General features: G+C 70.3%; 12 protein-coding genes. 4 read left to right on the plus strand and 8 right to left on the minus strand.

Annotated features, from left to right (window positions below):
* Positions 1–6 precede the first annotated feature (6 nt).
* Positions 7–1,362, minus strand: coding sequence for a glutamate decarboxylase (locus R4I43_RS04820; RefSeq protein ID WP_324264276.1), 1,356 nt, complete (start codon positions 1,360–1,362; stop codon positions 7–9).
* A 189-nt stretch (positions 1,363–1,551) separates the two neighbouring features.
* Between R4I43_RS04820 and R4I43_RS04825 the strand changes: the two genes are divergently transcribed.
* Positions 1,552–1,929 carry a helix-turn-helix domain-containing protein gene (locus R4I43_RS04825; RefSeq protein WP_324264277.1) on the plus strand — a complete coding sequence of 126 codons (378 nt, stop codon included), beginning with the start codon at positions 1,552–1,554 and terminating at the stop codon, positions 1,927–1,929.
* Between the two features lie 4 nt (positions 1,930–1,933).
* Here the strand turns inward: R4I43_RS04825 and R4I43_RS04830 are convergent, their stop codons facing one another.
* The 4 genes from R4I43_RS04830 to R4I43_RS04845 all read right to left on the minus strand — a co-directional run bounded on the left by R4I43_RS04830 (position 1,934) and on the right by R4I43_RS04845 (position 7,088).
* On the minus strand, positions 1,934–3,445 hold the full coding sequence (locus tag R4I43_RS04830) for an acyl-CoA synthetase (RefSeq protein WP_324264278.1): 1,512 nt from the start codon (positions 3,443–3,445) through the stop codon (positions 1,934–1,936).
* Positions 3,445–4,764: an MFS transporter gene (locus tag R4I43_RS04835; RefSeq protein WP_324264279.1), complete on the minus strand. Its 1,320-nt coding sequence runs from the start codon at positions 4,762–4,764 to the stop codon at positions 3,445–3,447. The genes R4I43_RS04830 and R4I43_RS04835 overlap by 1 nt, the downstream gene beginning before the upstream one ends.
* 70 nt (positions 4,765–4,834) lie before the next feature.
* Entirely contained in the window at positions 4,835–6,199 is a 1,365-nt protein-coding gene (locus tag R4I43_RS04840; RefSeq protein ID WP_324264280.1) for an alpha/beta hydrolase family protein, read from the minus strand.
* Between the two features lie 22 nt (positions 6,200–6,221).
* Entirely contained in the window at positions 6,222–7,088 is an 867-nt protein-coding gene (locus R4I43_RS04845) for an amidohydrolase family protein (RefSeq protein WP_324264281.1), read from the minus strand.
* 110 nt (positions 7,089–7,198) lie between these two features.
* Here R4I43_RS04845 and R4I43_RS04850 point away from each other — a divergent pair, with 110 nt between their 5' ends.
* Complete coding sequence (locus R4I43_RS04850) at positions 7,199–8,032, plus strand: PaaX family transcriptional regulator (protein WP_324264282.1); 834 nt, start codon at positions 7,199–7,201, stop codon at positions 8,030–8,032.
* Positions 8,033–8,130: 98 nt separating this feature from the next.
* On the opposite strand, the gene R4I43_RS04855 is transcribed toward R4I43_RS04850, so the two are convergent.
* A complete protein-coding gene (locus tag R4I43_RS04855; RefSeq protein WP_324264283.1) occupies positions 8,131–8,253 on the minus strand; it encodes a hypothetical protein in 123 nt (40 codons plus the stop codon).
* Positions 8,254–8,830: 577 nt separating this feature from the next.
* Here R4I43_RS04855 and R4I43_RS04860 point away from each other — a divergent pair.
* Positions 8,831–9,442, plus strand: a complete 612-nt coding sequence (locus R4I43_RS04860) for a class I SAM-dependent methyltransferase (protein WP_324264284.1) — start codon at positions 8,831–8,833, stop codon at positions 9,440–9,442.
* Here R4I43_RS04860 and R4I43_RS04865 read toward each other — a convergent pair.
* Entirely contained in the window at positions 9,429–10,535 is a 1,107-nt protein-coding gene (locus tag R4I43_RS04865) for an acyl-CoA dehydrogenase family protein (protein WP_324264285.1), read from the minus strand. The two genes, R4I43_RS04860 and R4I43_RS04865, sit on opposite strands and share 14 nt — an antisense overlap.
* The gene (locus R4I43_RS04870; RefSeq protein WP_324264286.1) at positions 10,535–11,713 is read right to left on the minus strand and encodes an acyl-CoA dehydrogenase family protein; all 1,179 of its coding nucleotides are present in this window, start codon (positions 11,711–11,713) and stop codon (positions 10,535–10,537) included. Before R4I43_RS04870 ends, R4I43_RS04865 begins: the two co-directional genes overlap by 1 nt.
* 77 nt (positions 11,714–11,790) lie before the next feature.
* Here R4I43_RS04870 and R4I43_RS04875 point away from each other — a divergent pair, with 77 nt between their 5' ends.
* Positions 11,791–12,591 (plus strand): crotonase/enoyl-CoA hydratase family protein, encoded by an 801-nt coding sequence (locus R4I43_RS04875; protein ID WP_324264287.1) that lies wholly within the window; start codon positions 11,791–11,793, stop codon positions 12,589–12,591.
* Positions 12,592–12,946: the final 355 nt, after the last annotated feature.

The raw sequence follows: 12,946 nt of genomic DNA on the forward strand, positions 1-12,946 counted from the left end.
TTCTGATCAGTTCGCACTGGAGACGAATTCCTCAACAGCGGTCGCGAGTTCCTCGACCGCGGCCGAAGTCAGGTCGCTGCGCACGACGATGCGCATCACCTCCACGTCCTCGAGCACCGGCGGGAGGCTGTAGACCGGCACCGACCAGCCGCGTTCGGCGAGGTGCTCGGCCAGCTCCCGCAGTCGCACGGGTGGTCGCGCGGCCACCGCCACGACGGGCAGTTCCGTCCCGTCGCCGAGCAACCGCAGCCGCCCGGTCGCCTGCAGCCGGCTCGCCAGCTTCCGCGCCAACGACCGGGACCGGGCGTGCACGGCGTGGAACCCGGCGAAGCCGAAGCGCACGAAGTTGTAGTACTGCAGCACCACCGGCGCCGCGGATCGGGAGAAGGTCAGCTCGTAGTGGGCGTCATCGCCGCCGAGGTAGTTGATCCGGACCCCCAGTTCGGAGCGGCGTCTCCCCTGATCGCGCCACACCAGCCAACCCAGACCCGGCGGCACCATCCCCGACTTGTGGCCGGAGGCGTTGATCGACACCACGCGTGGGAGGCGGAAGTCCCAGCGCAGCTCGGGATCGAGGAACGGCGCGATGAACCCGCCGGAGGCCGCGTCGACGTGCACCGGGACGTCGATCCCGGAGCGCTGCTCGATGCGGTCCAGCTCCGCGGCGATGGCCTCGATCGGCTCGTACCGTCCGTCCAGTGTGGACCCGAGGATGCCCACGACGCCGATGGTGCGCTCGTCGCAGAGCTCTCCGACCGCCTCGGCGTCCAGCGACGGACCCTCGACGCGGGCCGGGGCGATGCGCTGCTGCACTCCCCAGTGCTCGCAGAACTTCTTCCAGCAGGCGTGCGCTCCGGCCCCCATGACCAGGTTGGGCCGCGACAGGGCCCCTCCGGTGCGCTCCTGCCAGTCGCGCATTAGCGAAGCTCCGGCCAGCAGCGCCGACTCGCTGGATCCGGTGGTGGCGCTGCCGACGATCCGTTCCGGATCGCCGTGCCACATCGCGCCGATGATGCGCACGCATTCGCGCAGCAGGGCATCGATCGCCGGGTACTGCTCGCGGTCGACGAGGTTGTGGTTGAGGTAGGTGCGGTAGAGCCGTTGGGCCTCCGGCTCGATCGACGTGGTCAGGAAGGTCGCGAGGTTGCGCTCGGGTGGGCATCCTGCCCGCAGCTTGCCCGTGACGAGGTCGTGCGCCGTGTCCGCGTCCATTCCGAAAAGAGGGATCCCGCCCCGAAGATCCGCCGAGAAAGCCGACTGTTCCTCGAACGCCTTCGGTAGAGCAGACATCGTCGAGAGCTCCTGTTCTGTTGGTGTGCGGAACGATTTCCACACTAGGAGCGCCCGGGAACCAGTCGCCATGAACAATTCGCCCCAGCCCTTCCGCACTAGTTCCGGCCTGTTCGCGCTGGTCCACCCGGGGCCATTTCCCCACTCTTCCGAGGGATTCGGGATCTGGCCCGTAATTCGCGCGTAAGGCTGTGGCGAAATGGGAAGTAGGAATGGACGGGTGCAGGGTGCCCCGGACGAACCGCCGAGTGGAGGCGCTTCATGGCCCGTTCTCCCGACCGGACCCTCGACCGGGCGATCACCGCGTTGCTGCACGAAGCCGTGGAGCACTCGCGCGCGATGCGCCAGGTCCTCAACCAGGTCGGTCAGCTGGCGTCGTTGCGGATCAGCATGCTTCAGGGCGAAGAAGCCCGCGATCCCGCCGAAGCCGCGCTGACCGAGGTGCTGTCCTCGCTGACGAAGCGCGAGAAGGAGGTTCTCGACCACCTGGCGCGCGGGTACTCCAACCGCCAGATCGCCAGATCGCTGGAGATATCCGAGCGCACGGTGAAGAACCACCTGCGCAACATCTTCACCAAGCTCGGCGTCGGTGACCGCACCTCGGCGGTGGTGAAGGCGTTAGGCCGCAACGACAACTGACGGCTCAGGTGCGGGGCAGGGTGCGCAGCTGGGACTTCTGGATCTTGCCCGAGCCCGTGCGCGGGAGGTGGTCCACGACGTCGACCTGCACCGGGATCTTGTACTTGGCCAGCCAGGCCCGCAGGAACCCGCGCAACTCCTCGCCGGTCAACACGGCGCCGGGGTGGCAGACGACGAAGGCCCGGCCGACCTCGCCCCAGCGCTCGTCCGGCACGCCGACCACCGCCGTCTCGGCCACGGCCGGGTGCTCGAAGATCGCGCTTTCGACCTCGGCCGGGTAGACGTTCTCGCCACCGGAGATGAACATGTCCTTGACCCGGTCCACCACGTGCAGGTGACCGTCGTCGTCGAGCTTGGCCAGGTCGCCGGAGCGGAACCAGCCGTCCTCGAACGCCGCCTCCGTGGCCGCCAGGTCGCTCCAATAGCCAGGACTGACGTTCGGGCCCTTGACCAGCACCTCCCCCGGCTCACCGGCCTCGACGTCGGTGCCGTCGGGCCGGACCACGCGAACTCCGGTGAAGAACACCGGGACACCGGCCGAGCCCACCTTGCGCAGGCTCTCGGCGGGTTCCAGGAACGTCGCGCCCGGTGCGGTCTCGGTCATGCCGTAGCCCTGGCAGAACACCAGCCCGCGCTCCTGGTAGGTGCGGATCAGCGACTCCGGGATCGATGCGCCACCGCTCATCACGATCCGCAGCGACGACAGGTCGGCCTCCGCCCAGCGCGGCGAGGCGGCCAGCTCGGCGAACATCGTGGTGACCCCGAACATCCAGGTGATGCCGAACCGCTCGATGCGGTCGTAGCAGGCCTCGACGTCCCAGCCCGGGGCGATGACCGAGCAGGCCCCCTTGATGAAGGTCGGCAGCAGCGTCTGGTCGAGGGCGGCGACGTGGAACAGCGGAGCCGTGATCAGCGTGATCTCGTCGCTGGCCACGTCGACGCCCACCAGCAGGTTGTAGGTGTTCCACACCAGGTTGCCGTGGGTGAGCATCGCGCCCTTCGGCCGGCCCGTGGTGCCCGAGGTGTAGAGGATCAGCGCCGTGTCGTCGAGACCCACCGCCACGTCGATCGGCTCCTCCACACCTGCGCAGACCCAGCTCTCGTAGTCCAGCTCCCCGGGCCCGGCACCGGCCACGGCCACGACGTGACCGGGACGCCGGTCCAGGGCGGCGACGGTCTCGGCGCACTCCGGCCCGTGCACGAGGACCTCGGCTTGCGAGTCGGCCAGCAGGTAGTCGATCTCGGGTGCGGCGAGCCGGAAGTTCAGCGGGACGAAGATCGCGCCGAGCTGGTGGGTGGCGAACATCGTCTCGACGAAGGCCAGGTGGTTGGGCCCGAGGTAGGCCACCCGGTCGCCGGGCCCGACGCCGCACTCGCGCAGCCGGTGGGCCACCCGGGTGCTCCGGCGGGCGAACTCGGCGTAGGTCACCGAGGTCTCGCCGAAGACGAAGGCCGTGCGGTCCGGTGTCATCAGCGCTCGACGGGCGGGCCAGCCGCCCAGGCCAAGGTTGCGCATCAACGCTTCCCCTCCTCCACCACCGCTGCGCCCGTGGTCGATGCCAGGTCCTGCCCGCTGGTTTCGCGCAGGGCCAGCACGCACCCGACGGTCAGGGCGCAGAAGGTGGTGATCGTGCCGGAAATCGCGGTCGTGCCCGCACCTGCGCTCTGCAGCTGCGCGAACAGCACCGGCGCCAGCCCGCCGCCCAGCCCGGCCAGCTGGTAGCCGAGCGAGGCCCCGGTGTAGCGGCTCTCGGTGCTGAACAGCTCGGTGTAGAGCGCGGCCAGCGGCCCGTACATCATCGGGTGGATCACGCCCTGGCCCAGCACCAGCGCGACCAGCAGCAACGCGCTGCTGCCGCTGTCGACCAGCGGGAACAGCGCGAAGCTGTAGACCGCCATCGCCAGCGCGCCCACCAGCACGACCGGTCGCCTGCCGAGCCGGTCCGACAGAGCCGAGAACCCGATGATGCCCACCACCGCGGTCACCGACGACAGCGTGATCGCGTTCAGCACGGCCTGCCGGGTGAACCCGGCCTGCACGCCGTAGGCGAGCACGAAGGTGGTCAGGGTGGACTGGGCGACGAAGGCCGCGAGCCCCACCCCGACGCCGAGCGCGAGCTGGCGCGGCCGGTGGCGGAGAACGTCGAGCAGCGGCGCCCGCCTGCTGGGTTCGGCCTCCTGGAACAGCCGGGGTTCGGCCACGCGCAGCCGCACGAACAGGCCCAGCGCCAGCAGCGCGATGCTGAGCAGGAACGGGATGCGCCAGCCCCAGGCCAGGAACGCCTCCTCGCCGAGCACCGCCGCCGAGCCGGTCAGCACCGCGGTCGACAGCACCATGCCGCAGGGCGCTCCGGCGTTGGTGAAGCTGGCCCACAGGCCGCGGCGGGACGTGGCGTGCTCGGCCGAGATGAGCACCGCCCCGCCCCACTCGCCACCGACCGCCACGCCCTGCAGGACCCGCAGCAGCACCAGCCCCAGCGGCGCCCACGCGCCGATCTGCTCGTAGGTGGGCAGCAGGCCGATCAGCGAACTCGCCACGCCCATCAGCACCATCGTCAGCACCAGCATGCGCTTACGGCCGACCCGGTCGCCGAAGTGACCGAAGACCAGACCGCCGAGCGGCCGGGCGAGGTAGCCGGTGGCGAAGGTGCCGAAGCTGGCCACCGTGGCCACCAGGGGGTCGAGGTTCGTGAAGAACACCTGGCTGAACACCACCGCCGAGGCCGTGGCGTAGAGCAGGAAGTCGTAGTACTCGATGACGCTGCCGAGGAAGCTGGAGGCCACGGCGCGTCTGAGCTGCGCCGAATCGCGGTCGGGTGCGGCCGGAGATGTCATCTGGCAACCCTCGTCGTCGGGGGTGCTCGTGGCACCGGCTCGGATTGACTGTCCACAGCGGATGGTTCGATCAGTCGGCGAGGTCGAAGGGACGCGGGTGGGGTGCGGGCCGGTAGCTGAGGTAGGCGTGCTCGGCGCCGGGCTGGGCCGCCTCGGCGCGGGCGTTCATCGCGGCGGGCTCGGTGCTGCCCCACGACCCGGTGTCGATGCGGGATTCCACGGTGCGCAGGGCCGCGATCTGCTCGCCCGCGGTGAAGGTGCAGTGCCCGGGCCGGCCGACGAAGGCCTGCCGCAACTCGCGGTTCGCACCGGCTTCGGTCACCGCGTCGCGGTGGGCGCTGGTGACCTGCACCGGGACCAGCCCGTCACCGGTGGTGTGGATGTCCATCTGCGGTGTCGCCAGCTCGCCGGTGAACACGACGTTGCCGATCATGTAGTCCACGGCGCCGGGGTCCGCGCTGATGCGCGGGCCGTCGGCCAGCGCGGCCAGGTCCTCCTGAAGCGAGAGCCCGGCGGAGCCGTAGAGGGCCTCGACCTCTCTGGAGTGCGGCGAGCGGGCGAGCATGCGGGCGTAGTCGACCCCGGTGTTCCACGACATGTTGCCGCCCGCGCGGGATTCGGCTTCCTGGCGCCACTCCATCGCCGTGGTGGGAAACCTCGTCATGACCTCGTACTGGTTGCGCTGCTGGGCTTCCCAGTCGCGCTCGCCGGGTTCGGGCTGAGCGGGGTCGTTGTGGCCGGGGATGTTGTGCAGGGCGGCGGCGAGCGCGATGCGCGCGCGGCCCTGCGGGGTGGTCTGCGCCTGCTCGACCACACCGGTCATCTGCGCCGCCGCTTCGGAAGCGGCTGCCGGGTCGGGGAAGTCGACGAGCCGCAGGTTCGATCGTGGCGCCAGCAGGGTTTTCACGGCGTAGGCGGCGTCGAGGGTGCTGTTCCAGTTGGCGATGCCGCCGTGCACCAGGCCGCACATCGACAGCGAGCCGTCGATGCGGTCGGCGTGGCGCTCGGCGATGGTGGTGGTGACCAGCCCGCCGTAGGACTGGCCCCAGGCGATCGTGCGCCGGGCCTGGCCGAACCGGCGGGTGAATTCGTCCACTGTGGCCAGTTGGTCGGGAACGGCGTGCTCGACGGCCCACCCGGTGGTGGCGTAGGACGAGCCGACCAGTGCGTAGCCCTCGCGCAGGGCGATCGCGGCGGCCTCCTCGCTGGGTGCGTTCTCGGCCGGGTTGGGCTGCCCGGCGGCCTGGTAGCCGTGGCTGAACAGCAGCAGCGTGCCGTTCCAGTTCTCCGGCACGTCCATCACCCACGTGGCGCCGCTGGGCAGCCTGCCCTCGACGTGGGCGGGTTCCTCGGCGGCCAGCGCCGGGGCGGCCACCGAGGTGGCCAGCAGCGCGGATGCGGCCAGCGTGGCGAAGCGGCGGCTCATCGCCGTCATGCGAAACCTCCTGGTCCGGGGCCTACTTCAGGCCGAGGAGCGCGACGGCGTTGTCCTTGAGGATCTTCGGTCGGACGTGCGGTTTCATCTCGAGCTCGTCGAAGTCGGACAGCCAGCGGTCCGGGGTGATCACCGGGTAGTCCGAGCCGAACAGGACCTTGTCCTGCAGCAACGAGTTCGCGTAGTGCACCAGCTGCGGCGGGAAGTACTTCGGCGACCACCCCGACAGGTCGATGTAGACGTAGGGCTTGTGGGTGGCCACCGCCAGCGCCTCGTCCTGCCACGGGAACGACGGGTGGGCCAGGATGATGCGCAGTTCGGGGAAGTCGACCGCCACGTCGTCGACGAGCATCGGGTTGGAGTGCTTCATCCGGATGCCGCCACCGCCGGGGACACCGGCGCCGATGCCGGTCTGCCCGGTGTGGAACAGCGCCGGCACGCCCAGTTCTTCGATCGCTTCGTAGAGCGGGTAGGCCATCGGGTCGTTCGGCGAGAAGCCCTGGATGCTCGGGTGGAACTTGAACCCCCGCACGCCGTGCTCGGTCACCAGCCTGCGGGCTTCGCGCACCCCGGCCTTGCCCTTCCACGGGTCGACGCTGGCGAAGGGGATGAGCACGTCGGAGTGCTCGGCGCAGTGGCGCGCCACTTCCTCGTTGGCGATGCGCGGGTGCCCGGTGGCGAACTCGGCGTCCACGGTGAACACCACCGCCGCCATCCTGCGCTGCCGGTAGTAGTCGGCCATCTCGGCGATGCTGGGTTTGCGGTGCCCCTCGGCCTTGAAGTACTTCTCCGAGGCGCCGAACAGCTCCGGGCTCAGCGAACCGTGCCCGTCCTCGGAAATCTCAGCGTGGGTGTGCACATCGATCGCGACGAGTTCGTCGACGTTCATCCTCAGGCCTCCGGAGTCCTTCCGCGAGCGTGCCGACTCGCAAAAACGTACGGCTCCGGAGTGACGGCCGTCAATATTGTGCCCAACTTAAAACGGACTACGCTGGTCACGTGACTTCCGCCGACGACGCACTGACCTACTCGACCCGGCCGCAGTCGCTGATGCTGAGCTTCCTGGGCCTGCACGTGCTCGGCCGCGACACGGCCGTCTACTCGGGCAGCATCATCGACGTCTTCGGTCGGATCGACGTCTCCGAGGAGGCGGTGCGCTCGACGCTGAGCCGGATGGCCCACCGCGGCCTGCTCACCCGCCACCGGCGCGGCCGTCGCGTCTACTTCGGACTCACCGAGCACGCCGGAAGAGTCCTGCAGGACGGTGAACGGCGGATCTGGGACACCGGAGCGGTCAACCGAGACTGGGACGGGACCTGGACGCTGGTGGCGTTCTCGCTGCCCGACACCCGGCGCAGCGACCGGCACGACCTGCGCTCCAAGCTCATCTGGGCCGGGTTCGGGCTGCTGCAGAACGGACTGTGGATCGCCCCGGGCCACAAGGACCTCACCGCGATCGTCGACGAGCTCGGACTCGGCGACAACGTCACGGTGTTCACCGCGCAGCAGGCCAAACCGACCGAATCCGCCGACCTGGTCCGCAAGGCCTTCGACATCGACGCCATCGCCGAGCGCTACCGCGCCTTCCTCGCGCGCTGGGACACCTCCGATCCGCTGCCGGCCACCCCCGACGACCTGGCCCGCCAGCTCGTCCTGCACACCGACTGGTTGCAGCTGGTCCGCCAGGACCCGCACCTGCCCGCCGAGCACCTCGACGCCGACTGGCCGGCCATCCGCGCCGAGAAGCTCTTCCGCGAGCTCGCCCACCACTACCACGCCACCACGGCCGAGCTCGCCGAAGGAGCCCTCGACCAGATCCGCCCGGAGGCCTGACCGCGCGGCGATCAGGCCTCGGGGATCGCGAACCCGAACTTCTCGCGGGTCATCTCCTCGGGCGGGCGCCCGAGATCAACCAGGATTCGTGACGAGGGTCAGTACCGGCGGCCGGACCGTAGGCGCCGGTACGCGTTGCCGAGCGTCTTCTCCCCGAGTCTCTGGTGGCTGACCAGGGTGATGCAGTCCGGCAGGTAGCAGTCGTAGCGCCGGCCCAACACCGGGTCCTTCTCTTTGACGATCAGGCCCAGTAGTCAGGCGTTCTCATCCCACGCCCAATAGCTCGACTCATCTCGCACCGTGGTGAGCGCGTAGGTGTGAACCGCCCGGTAGTCCAGCTGGCGCGCCTCGCCGTAGACGTAGCCCAACAACTTGCCCTGCTGCGACCAGGCCCAGAACGTGTCCTCATCGCGCCGGGTGTAGCTCGCCGGAGCAGACGGAGCAGGACGAGACGACGGCGACGGTAGGGGCGGCTCATGCGCCGAGGTCCTATCAGACGAGATGGCTGGTAACGGCGCGCTCACCGACGGTGGTGACAAGTTCGGCGCGATCTTGGTGTCGGAGGGCTTCAAAGACCCTGGGCCGCCGCAATCGGCCTCGGGCCTAGGCTCCGTGCATGTTGACAACCGAGGTCACCGTGATTGGCGCGGGAACGTGGGCGTTCACCACAGCGCAGATCGGGCTCGACCCGGTTACCGGCGACGAGGAGGACGCGACGACCGTTTCGGAGCCGTGCTCCCGAACTGCCAGTACCCCGCTGCCGGACGTGCGGGTTCGTGCGGCACGCACAATGGGGGCATGGTCGAGCAGAGCATCTGGATGCAGAAGGTCGCGGCTGATCCCGGGCATTCCGCCTGGTACATCGAGCGGATGCGGGGACTGGCGCGAGCCGGTGACGATCTCGCGGGTGAAGCTCGGCTGATCGACGCGATGGCCGAGCGCGGCTCGCGCATCCTCGACGCCGGGTGCGGTCCGGGCCGGGTCGCGGGCTGGCTGGCCTCGGTGGGCCACGACGTCGTCGGGGTCGACGTCGACCCGGCGCTGATCGAGGCGGCCGAGGAGGACTACCAGGGACCGCGGTGGGTCGTCTCCGACCTCGCCGAGCTCGACCTGTCCGCGCACGGCGTGACCGAGCCGTTCGACCTGATCGTGTGCGCCGGCAACGTGATGACCTTCCTCGCCTCCAGCACCCGCGGGACCGTGCTGCAGCGCTTCCGCGAGCACCTGGCGCCCGAGGGCCGGGTGGCCGTGGGCTTCGGGACCGGGCGCGGCTACGAGCCCGACGAGTTCTTCGCCCACGCCGAAGCGGCCGGTCTCCAGACCGACCTCGCCCTGTCGACCTGGGACCTGCGCCCGTTCCGCGAGGACTCGAACTTCCTGGTCGCCGTGCTGAGCATCAGCTCCCGCTGAGGCGGCCTCCCGGGATCGGCGGGGTCGGCACCGGTGCGCCGAGCACCAGGTCCCACAGCGGGCCGGTCCTCGCGGTCTCGCCGAGGAAGCGGTCCCATTCGCGTGTGGTGCCGAACTCGCCGCGCCAGTCGAGCGCGGGTTGCGTGAACAGGTGCAACGGGTGTTCCTGGGTGGTGCCGATGGCGCCGTGGACCTGGTGGGCGTGGCGCACGACCACCGAGGCCGCGTGGCCGGCGCAGGAGCGGGCCGCCGCGACCTTGGCCGCCGAGGCCGAGCCGGCCAGATCGGTCTCCACCGCGTCCAGGACGGCCGCGTCCACCGCCGCCCGCGCCAGGGCCGCTTCGGCGGCGGCATCGGCCACGAGGTGTTGCACGGCTGGGAACTTCGCCAGCGGGCGTCCGAACTGGACGCGCGCACCGGTGTGCTGCACGCACAGGTCCACGGCCGCCTCCAACGCCCCCACGATCTGCACGGCACGAGCCAGAGCCCCCCGCAACACCAGCTGATCCAGCAGCCCCGGGTCGAACTCCACCACCCCCCGAGGCTCCTCCACCCACCGCACCTCCCCCCGCGGCAACCCGGAGTGGGTGACCCGATTACCGCCGTATTCAGGGTCCCGATTACTGCGGTAATCGGGGTTCTGGGGACCGGGGAGTGGGATGGGGGTGTCTGCTGCGGCGCAGGTGCCGTCGCCTCGGCGGAAGATCAGGACGGAGGGGACGTGGCCGAGCCAGGGCACTGAGCGGGCCGTTCCGTCGGGGTCGACGATGGCGACCGTGCGGGGTGTCGTCGGATCGTCGGCGGGGTGTCCGGTGGCGCGCAGCAGCCAGTGGGCGAGCAGGTCGCTCTCGGCGAACGGGAGGTGCCGTGCCGCTGCGGCGCTCTCGCCCAGCAGCGCCGCCGCCTCCAGCCACCCAGCGCCGGAACCGCCGTGCTCGACGGGAGCCGTCAGCGCGGTGAAACCGAGATCGCTGAGCTGCGCCCACAGCTGCTCGTCGAAGCCGACACCGGTGGTGGCCTGGTCGAGGCGGTCGGTGAGCTCGCCAGCGAGAACGTCGCGCAGCACCTCCCGCAAGTCGTCCACGGTGCTCATCAGCGCATCCCCAATCCGCGTGCGATGACCCCGCGCAACACCTCGTTCGTCCCGCCGCGCAGCGTGAACCCGGGCCGCTGCTGCACCGCCCGACGCGTCAGCGCCGCGACCCCGCCGGACGCACCTGCGGGGGTGTCCAGATCGGCCAGCTCGGCGATGTCGCCTTCGAGGGTCGTGCCCAGCACCTTCACCAGCGCAGCAGGCACGTCCGGCCGCTCACTGTTCTGCAAGGCCGCGGCCACCGACAGCGACATCTGGTGCAGCCCGGCCAGCCGGGCGCTGATCCGCCCGGCCTCAGCCGGATCCAGGCTCCCGACCAGCGATTTCGCCAGCTGGTAGGTGGACAGGAACCGCTCGGGACCGGAACGCTCGAACGACAGCTCCGAGGTGACCTGGTGCCATCCCGCACCGATCTCGCCCACCACGTGCTCATCGGGCACGTGCACGCCGTCGAGGTGGACCTCGTTGAAGTGGTGGGTGCCGTTGGCCGACAGCACCGGGCGGACCTGCACGCCCGGCGAATCCAGCAGCACCAGCAGCTGGCTCAGCCCGCCGTGCCGGTCCTCGCTCTGCGGCGAGGTGCGCACCAGCGCGATGAAGGCGTCCGCGAGGTGCGCGCCCGAGGTCCACAGCTTCGTGCCCCGCACCCGCCAGCCGCCGTCGACCCGCTCCGCGCGCGTGCGCACGCTGGCCAGGTCCGAGCCCGAATCCGGCTCGCTCATGCCGATCGCGAAGAACACCTCGCCGGCCACGATGCGCGGCAGGTACTCGCCCTTGAGCGCGTCGCTGCCGAAGCGCAGCAGGTTCGGCGCGACCTGGCGGTCGGCGATCCAGTGCGCCGCCACCGGCGCCCCGGCCGCCAGCAGCTCCTCGGTGACCACGAACCGCTCCAGGAACGTCCGGCCGTGCCCGCCGTGCTCGACCGGCACCGTCATCCCCAGCCATCCGCGCTGGGCCAGCGCCCGGGTGAACTCCACGTCCCACCCGCTCAGCCAGCTGTCCACGGTCGGCGCGAACGCGCCCGCCTCGACCTGCTCGGCGAGGAAGGACCGCACCTCCCGGCGCAACGAGATCAGCGCCGCGTCCTCGCGGACGGGCGGCGGCATCAGTGACGGCATCGACCACTCCTCGCCAACGGGTGCGCGCACCACGTAACCCGCGCGCACGGTCGCGGTCAACGGAGCTTCCAGGCGAGGCGTCCGCGCACGTAGGGTGTCCGCGGATCAGGCGAGGCTGCTGGGAGGAATGCTCACTCATGTCCGATGTGCTGCTGGTCGAGCGCGCCGATCACGTGGAGACCTGGACGATCAACCTGCCCGAGCAGCGCAATCCGATCTCCGGTGCGGACGTGGTCGAGGCGTTCGAAACCCACGCGCGGCGGGTCCAGCAGGACCTGGACGTGCGGTGCGTGGTGCTCACCGGCGCGGGCAAGGCGTTCTCGGCGGGCGGCAACGTCAACGACATGCGCGAGAAATCCGGCATGTTCAGCGGCAGCCCGTGGGAGATGCGCAACGGCTACCGCGACGGCATCCAGCGCATCCCGCTGGCCCTGACCGAGTGCGAGGTGCCGATGGTCGCCGCCGTCAACGGCCCCGCCGTCGGCGCCGGTTGCGATCTGGCGATGATGTGCGACCTGCGGGTGGCCTGCACCCACGCGTGGTTCGCCGAGTCGTTCGTGCAGCTGGGCATCATCCCCGGCGACGGCGGCGCGTGGTTCCTCACCCAGGCCGTCGGCCCGCAGCGCGCGGCCGAGATGGCCCTCACCGGCGACCGCGTCGACGCCCACAAGGCGCTCGAATGGGGCATGGTCGCCCTCGTCGTCGAGCCGGACGACCTCCTCGGCGAAGCGACTGCGCTGGCGGCCCGCATCGCCAAGAACCCGCCGCACGCCACCCGCATGGCCAAGCGCCTGCTCAAGGAATCCCGCACCAACGACCTCCGCCACGTCCTCGAGCTCTCGGCCACCATGCAAGCCCTCTCCCACCACACCGAGGACCACGCCGAAGCCATGAACGCCCTCCTCGCCAAGCGCCCCGGCACCTACCAAGGCCGCTGACCCGCTCCCCAGGGGCGAGAACCGCAGTTTTCACCCCGACGACTCCCTCGGTTTTCACCCCGGGCCCGCTCCCCCGCTCGGGTGGTGGTCCGGGTTTCAATGGAAATTGGAAGTGCGATTTCAATGAGGTGATCTCAGTGGAGTGAGGTGGCGGTAGGCCTGGGAGATGTGGGCGTGGGGTCCTGGTAGAAGAAGGTCTCACCACAAGATCATCTTCACGGAACCAGAACCCCACGTGATCACCTATCGTGCCAGGCTCGATGTCGCTGACGAACTCGCCCTCTACCTCGCCGGACTCCTCAATGCCGAACGACGGCGCCGCGGCACCGGGCGTGGACGCCGCGCGTTATCGACG

It is taken from the genome of Saccharopolyspora mangrovi, from assembly GCF_035320975.1.
GTDB classification, from domain to species: Bacteria; Actinomycetota; Actinomycetes; order Mycobacteriales; family Pseudonocardiaceae; genus Saccharopolyspora; species Saccharopolyspora mangrovi.

Bases quoted from the DNA above. Each gene is read 5' to 3' on its own strand.
- R4I43_RS04865 (WP_324264285.1), bottom strand. From the start codon at position 10,535: ATGAGCACCGTGGACGACTTGCGGGAGGTGCTGCGCGACGTTCTCGCT.
- R4I43_RS04860 (WP_324264284.1), top strand. From the start codon at position 8,831: ATGGTCGAGCAGAGCATCTGGATGCAGAAGGTCGCGGCTGATCCCGGG.
- R4I43_RS04835 (WP_324264279.1), bottom strand. From the start codon at position 4,764: ATGACATCTCCGGCCGCACCCGACCGCGATTCGGCGCAGCTCAGACGC.
- R4I43_RS04840 (WP_324264280.1), bottom strand. From the start codon at position 6,199: ATGACGGCGATGAGCCGCCGCTTCGCCACGCTGGCCGCATCCGCGCTG.
- R4I43_RS04875 (WP_324264287.1), top strand. From the start codon at position 11,791: ATGTCCGATGTGCTGCTGGTCGAGCGCGCCGATCACGTGGAGACCTGG.
- R4I43_RS04825 (WP_324264277.1), top strand. From the start codon at position 1,552: ATGGCCCGTTCTCCCGACCGGACCCTCGACCGGGCGATCACCGCGTTG.
- R4I43_RS04845 (WP_324264281.1), bottom strand. From the start codon at position 7,088: ATGAACGTCGACGAACTCGTCGCGATCGATGTGCACACCCACGCTGAG.
- R4I43_RS04820 (WP_324264276.1), bottom strand. From the start codon at position 1,362: ATGGCGACTGGTTCCCGGGCGCTCCTAGTGTGGAAATCGTTCCGCACA.
- R4I43_RS04830 (WP_324264278.1), bottom strand. From the start codon at position 3,445: ATGCGCAACCTTGGCCTGGGCGGCTGGCCCGCCCGTCGAGCGCTGATG.